This window comes from Acidovorax sp. KPB24-03, assembly GCF_057546605.1.
In genome coordinates, this window is sequence record NZ_BAAJYR010000207.1 from 1 (window position 1) to 6096 (window position 6096).

The 6096-nt window shown below is 67.6% G+C and carries 8 protein-coding genes; 3 read left to right on the plus strand and 5 right to left on the minus strand.

The window, feature by feature from the left end:
• The gene (locus tag AC27KI_RS17190) at positions 1 to 519 is read left to right on the plus strand and encodes a FlgO family outer membrane protein (RefSeq protein ID WP_487114922.1); all 519 of its coding nucleotides are present in this window, start codon (positions 1 to 3) and stop codon (positions 517 to 519) included.
• A 190-nt stretch (positions 520 to 709) separates the two neighbouring features.
• Here the strand turns inward: AC27KI_RS17190 and flhC are convergent, their stop codons facing one another.
• The 5 genes from flhC to AC27KI_RS17215 form a co-directional block, all read right to left on the minus strand.
• On the minus strand, positions 710 to 1252 hold the full coding sequence (gene flhC, locus AC27KI_RS17195; RefSeq protein ID WP_272564393.1) for a flagellar transcriptional regulator FlhC: 543 nt from the start codon (positions 1250 to 1252) through the stop codon (positions 710 to 712).
• 67 nt (positions 1253 to 1319) lie between these two features.
• Positions 1320 to 1649, minus strand: coding sequence for a flagellar transcriptional regulator FlhD (gene flhD, locus AC27KI_RS17200; RefSeq protein WP_092740590.1), 330 nt, complete (start codon positions 1647 to 1649; stop codon positions 1320 to 1322).
• A gap of 233 nt (positions 1650 to 1882) precedes the next feature.
• On the minus strand, positions 1883 to 2782 hold the full coding sequence (locus tag AC27KI_RS17205; RefSeq protein ID WP_487114924.1) for a sulfurtransferase: 900 nt from the start codon (positions 2780 to 2782) through the stop codon (positions 1883 to 1885).
• Positions 2783 to 2913: 131 nt separating this feature from the next.
• Complete coding sequence (locus tag AC27KI_RS17210; RefSeq protein WP_284428963.1) at positions 2914 to 3825, minus strand: DMT family transporter; 912 nt, start codon at positions 3823 to 3825, stop codon at positions 2914 to 2916.
• Between the two features lie 89 nt (positions 3826 to 3914).
• Complete coding sequence (locus AC27KI_RS17215; RefSeq protein WP_284428962.1) at positions 3915 to 5054, minus strand: aromatic ring-hydroxylating oxygenase subunit alpha; 1140 nt, start codon at positions 5052 to 5054, stop codon at positions 3915 to 3917.
• Between the two features lie 299 nt (positions 5055 to 5353).
• Here AC27KI_RS17215 and xseB point away from each other — a divergent pair, with 299 nt between their 5' ends.
• Complete coding sequence (gene xseB / locus AC27KI_RS17220) at positions 5354 to 5596, plus strand: exodeoxyribonuclease VII small subunit (RefSeq protein ID WP_284428961.1); 243 nt, start codon at positions 5354 to 5356, stop codon at positions 5594 to 5596.
• 8 nt (positions 5597 to 5604) lie between these two features.
• On the plus strand, positions 5605 to 6096 hold a 492-nt coding region (locus AC27KI_RS17225), incomplete at its 3' end, for a polyprenyl synthetase family protein (RefSeq protein WP_487114926.1).

The following is a 6096-nucleotide window of genomic DNA, read 5'->3' on the forward strand; positions in this document are numbered from 1 at the left end:
GTGCTGGCCGGCGCCGCGGCGGTGGCCCTGCCGGGCTGCGCGCGGTTCTACTACGGCAGCGCGGCCGCGGGCGGCGTGCAGACCGACCTGCTCGAATTCAATCAGAAGGCCGCGGACATGCTGCTGCAGGGCGCGCCGCTCGATCCGCGCCAGCCGGTGCTGGTCTCCACGCTGGTGCACCTGGACCGGCTGAACGAGTCGTCCCGGCTGGGCCGCCTGTGCTCCGAACAGATCGCCGGGCGGCTGGTGCAGCGCGGCGTGCGGGTGACCGAGCTGAAGCTGCGCGAGAACCTGGTCATGCGGCCCGGCGACGGCGAACTGCTGCTCTCGCGCGAAGTGCGCGAGGTGAGCCGCGCCCAGGCGGCGCAGGCGGTGGTGGTGGGCACGTACGCGGCCACCCCGCAGACGGTGTACGTGAGCCTCAAGCTGGTGAGCCCCGAGGGCAACGCGGTCATGGCGGCCTACGACTATGCGCTGCCGGTGGACTCGGACATCCGCATCCTGCTGGCGATGCGCTGACGGGCCGGTGGGCGGATGGGGGCTGGGGCTGTGGGCGGTGGCGTCCCGACCGTCCCGGCGTGCCCATGAAAAAAACCCGGCCAGGGCCGGGTTTTCGAATGGTTTGATTTGCTATTGATTTTGTAGCGATATGCCCTGGTGGAATATGCGCTGGAAGGCTTTTTGGCTCAAAGCCTGGCGGTGCAGGGGCTCAGTGCAGCATCAGCGCACCGGCCGACTTGCTCTTGCCGGCACGGGCGGGCGGATTGCACAGGCCGCAGGTGTAGTTGCGGGCGTTTTCGTACAGCTCGGTGACGAACTGGCCGCTGCACTGCGAGCAGGCGGTGCGGGTCAGCATGCCGGCGTCCACGAACTTCACCAGGCGCCAGGCGCGGGTGAAGGACAGCAGGGGTTCGATCTCGGCGGTGGTGACCTGCTCGTTGTACAGGCGGTAGGCCTTGGTGAGCAGCTCCACCGAATCCAGGTCCACGCCCTTGGACAGGTATTCGTAGATGTTCAGGAACAGCGAGCTGTGGATGTTCTCCTGCCAGGTCAGGAACCAGTCGGTCGAGAAGGGCAGCTGGCCCTTGGACGGCGACTTGCCGGCGATCTCCTTGTACAGCCGGATCAGGCGCTCGTAGGACAGCGTGGTTTCCGACTCCAGTACCTGCATGCGGGCACCCATCTGGATCAGCATGGCGGCGCGTTCGATCTGCTTGGATTCGTTGAGGACGCTCTTGACGGGTGCGGACATGGCTGGCTTTCGAAGAAGGGTGGGCGGCGGCAGGCGGGCGAGGCGGTGAGGGCGGCGGGCGCTGCGCTCAGAGCACTTCGGACACGCGGCTGGCCATCAGGATGTTGGCGTGCAGCGTGTTGGTCGCTTCGTTGCCGACCTTCTTCGGGGTGTTGTGGTTGGTGAGCAAGCTCCACACCAGGTTGTCGTCCACCCGGAAGCTGCACAGCAGCGTGTTGCGGGAGGCCAGCTTGAGCACCTGAGCGGCCGACAGCGAGGCGAGGATGTCGGCGGCGTCTTCGTTCAGGCCCAGACGGAAAACAGCTTCCGCCTTGTCCTGGCGGATCAGGGTCTGTGCCAACATCAGGTAGGTGAGGTTGGCTTCGCGGATTTCAGCGAGAAGTTGTTCGGAGGTCATGGTGAATCCTTTTCCTTTAACCGATCTGGCGGGGTTCATGCGGTTTGCATGGTTTCGCGATCCGTTGAAATGGATTGTGAATTCAGCCCAATCAAAAATTAAGTCGGGGTTTGGATGTGCAGCGTGTCTGGTCGGCGCACCGCCCGTGTAGGAAGTTGCCTTACAAAATCCGCAGCGGCTGTCCCACCCTGGAGAGGGGGCCGCCTGCTGCACGGCCGGCCCTCCCGCAGGGGTCAGCCGCGCTCCACGGGGCGGTCAGGAACACTGCACCATTCGCTCCAGCTGCCGGCAAACAGCGTGGTTTTTCCGAAACCGGCCAGTTCCATGGCCAGGACATTCGGGATGGCGCTCACCCCGCTGCCGCACTGGTGCACCACCGTGCCGGGCGCGCGGGCGCCGAGCAGGGCCTCGAACTCGGCGCGCAGTTGCGCGGCGGGCTTGAAGCGGCCATCCGGCCCGAGGTTTTCGCTGAAGGGGCGGTTCAGCGCGCCGGGAATGTGCCCGGCCACGGGGTCCAGCGGCTCGACCTCGCCCCGGTAGCGGGCGGGGGCGCGGGCGTCGATCACCGTCTGGCGGTCCTGCCCCAGGGCGGCCTGCACGTCCGCCGCGGTGGCCAGTTGGCGCAGGGGCTCGCCCAGCTTGAAGTTGGACTGGAAATGCGCCGGCTCGTCGCCGCTGGCGAGGTCCCCGCCCGCCGAAGTCCAGGCCTGCAGGCCGCCGTCCAGCACCGCCACCGCATCGTGGCCGGCCCACTTGAGCATCCACCACAGGCGGCCGCAGTAGTTGGCGCCGTTGCGGTCGTACACCACGGCCTGCATGCCGTTGGTGAAGCCGATGCGCGAGAGCCAGGCTTCGAGCCGGTCGCGGTTGGGCAGGGGGTGGCGCCCGCCCGATGCGGGCTGGTCCGCCTCGGTGGCGACGATGGTGCCGCCCGCGCCGGGGGCGCCGTGCTTGGCGCTCAGGTCGCGGTCCAGGTGCGCGTAGAGCGCGCCGGGAATGTGCGATTGGCGGTATTGCTGCTCGCCCAGCGAGGGCTGCGTCAGGTCGAACGTGCAGTCGAAGACCATCCGCGGCGCACCGCTGGCGATGAGGGATTGCAGTTCGGCGGCGGAGATGAGGGTGGTGTACGGCATGGGACTGAATCAATCGGTGGCGGACAGGCCCTTATTGTGGTCCGGCGCGGCGGGGGCGTGCGTCGGACAGGCCTGACGGGCGGTCGCGCCGGGGAAAGGCACCCGACTGCGGCAGCGCCGGATCGGCGGCCTCAGTGCTCTTCGGCCGGCGCACCGGGTGCCGCGCGCGCCCGCAGCACGGTGGCCACGATGCCGCTCACCACGATGAGCGCCATGCCGGCCCAGCCGATGGCGGGGATGTCGTCGCCAAACAGCAGCACGCTGTACAGCGCCGCGAACACGATGCCCGAATACTGCAGGTTGGCCACCACCAGCGTGCCGCGAGAGGTGCGCGCGGTGGCATAGGCCCGCGTCAGGCACAGCTGGCCGGCCGCCGCCAGCACGCCGATGGGCAGCAGCCACAGGCTGGGCCAGCCCGGCCACTCCGAAGTGCCCGTGAGCAGCAGGCCCGCGCCACCGGCCACCGCCGAGCCCACCGCGAAATAGAACACCGTGCGCGTCTCGGGCTCGCCCAGGCGCGACAGCGCCATCACCTGCATGTAGGCGAACGCGGCGGTGAGGCCCGACAGCAACCCGATCAGGCCGGCGAACATCTGGTGCTGGTCGAGGCTGGGGCGCAGCATCATCACCACGCCGGCAAAGCCCACCATCACGGTGAACACCAGCGTGCCCTGCAGCGGCGGACGCGAACTGCTGCTCGACGGCCGCCAGGCCAGCAGCGCGCCGCCGACGAGGAACGCCGCGATCCACACGCTGCTCATGTAGTTGAGCGTCATCGACGTGGCCAGCGGCAGGTGGGCGATGGAATAGAACCACGAGCCCAGCGAGACCACGCCGATCAGGCTGCGCCAGGCATGCATGCCCGGGTAGTGCGTGCCCAGCTTGACCCGCTGCGAGCGCGCCAGCGCCCACAGGATCGCCATGCCGATGATGCCGCGGTAGCACACCAGTTCGGCCGAGTTGAAGTAGGCCGACGCCACCTTGACGCACACGCCCATGCTGGCGAAGAGGAACGCGGCCAACACCATCCAGAGCGCTTGCATGGGAATGAGGGGGTTTGGAGTAAAAGAGGCCGCATGCCCTAGTGGATCATGCGGTGGTAGCTATTGTTTTTATAGCAATCGGATCGGCGTCAGCGCCGGGGTACCGCATCGCCCATGGCGGCGCGATACCACTCGTGGAAGTGCTGCATGCCGTCTTCCATCGGGCTCTGGTAGGGGCCGACCTCGTTGTCGCCGCGCTCGTAGAGGGCGCGGCGGCCGGCGTCCATGCGTTCGCCGATCTCGTCGTCCTCGATGCAGGTTTCCATGTAGGCGGCCTGCTGGGCCTCGACGAACTCGCGCTCGAAGGCGGTGATCTCCTCGGGGTAGTAGAACTCCACCATGTTCATCGTCTTCGTCGGGCTGACGGGGTGCAGCGTGGAGACGGTGAGCACATGCGGATACCACTCCACCATGATGTGCGGGTAGTAGGTGAGCCAGATCGCGCCGCGTTCGGGCAGCTTGCCTTCGCGGTACTGCAGCAGCACGTCGTGCCATTTGCGGTAGATGTCGGAGCCGGGCTTGCCGAAGGTGGAGGCCACGCCGACCGTCTGCACCGAGTAGTGCTTCTGGAACTCCCAGCTCAGGTCCTCGCAGGTAACGAAATTGCCCAGGCCCGGGTGGAACGGGCCCACGTGGTAGTCCTCGAGGTAGACCTCGATGAAGGTCTTCCAGTTGTAGTTGCACTCGTGCATTTCCACGCGGTCGAGCGAAAAGCCGTCGAAGCTCAGTTCGGCGCGCGGCCCCATGCCGGCCAGATCGGCGCCGATGTCGCGGCCGTTGTCCTCGAACAGGAGGCCGTTCCACTCGCGCAGTCCGTAGTTGTTGAGGTTCAGGCAGGGGTCCTGCGCGAAGTGCGGGGCGCCGAGCAGCTGGCCGCCGGGCGAATACGTCCAGCGGTGCAGCGGGCACACGATGTTGCCGCCCGCATGGCCCTTGCCGTGGCCCTGCAGGGTGCCGCGGCCCTTGAGCATCACCGCCTGGCGGTGGCGGCACACATTGGAGATCAGCTCGACGCCGCCCTGCGCGTTGCGCACGAGCGCACGGCCCTCGCCTTCCTGCGGCAGGGCATAGTAGTCGCCCGCATCGGGCACGGAAAGCTGGTGCCCCACATAGCGGGGCCCGCGCTGGAAGATGGTCTCCAGCTCGCGCTGGAACAGCGCTTCGTCAAAGTAGCTTGAAACTGGTAGTTGGCTTGCGGCCTGCTGCAGTTGAAGACTTAAATCAGACATGGGTGACCTGACCTAAAGACTCCCCACAGGGAGGGTGCGTGAAGTGCACACGGAAAAAAAGAAACCGGCATGCAAGCCGGCCCGAAGGGAATGGGATTGTAGCCGGTGGGGTTATTTCCGCTCCCCCCGTATGTGTATTGGCCGGACATGCTTGAGCGCGCCGGGCAAGGCTTGCGCGCCGATGGTGTCGCCAAGGTGCCAGCCATTTTCCACGTGCCCCCCACCCGCCGCCGCCCGCCCGAAGGAGGGTGCGCCTAAAATCACCCGTTTTACCTGCGCGTTCGCCGCCCCCCCGTTCCATGCCCAAGGCCTCCGCCGTTCCCCCGAAACTCCCCGAACCCGCCAGCTACGAAGCCGCGCTGGAAGAGCTGGAGCAACTCGTGGGACGCATCGAGTCGGGCCAGTTGCCCCTGGAACAGATGCTCGCGGGCTACCAGCGCGGCGCGCAGTTGCTGGCCTTTTGCCGCGGCCGGCTGGAAGCGGTGCAGGACCAGATCAAGGTATTGGACGAAGGAGCGCTGCAACCATGGACGCAGGAGTGACCCCCACCATGGCGGCAGTACCGACCCCTCTGGGCCCATCCACCGTGCCCACCCCGCTTCATGCCCCGTTCGACCTCGGCGGCTGGAGCCATGCGCAACTGGCGCGCGTGGAGGACGCCCTGTCGCGCTGGGTATGCAGCGATGCGCCGGCAGGCCTGGGCGAGGCCATGCGCTACGCGGTGCTGGACGGCGGCAAGCGCCTGCGGCCCCTGCTGGTGCTGGCCGCCTCGGAGGCCGTCGGCGGCCTGGACGAAGCGGCCTTGCGCGCGGCTTGCTCGGTGGAGCTGATCCACGCCTATTCCCTGGTGCACGACGACATGCCGTGCATGGACAACGACGTGCTGCGCCGCGGCAAGCCCACGGTGCACGTGCGCTTCGGCGAGGCGCGCGCGCTGCTGGCGGGCGATGCGCTGCAGGCGCTGGCCTTCGGCCTGCTCACGCCGGAGGGGCCGCAGGTGCCGCCCGCGATGCAGGCCACGCTGTGCCGCATGCTGGCCCAG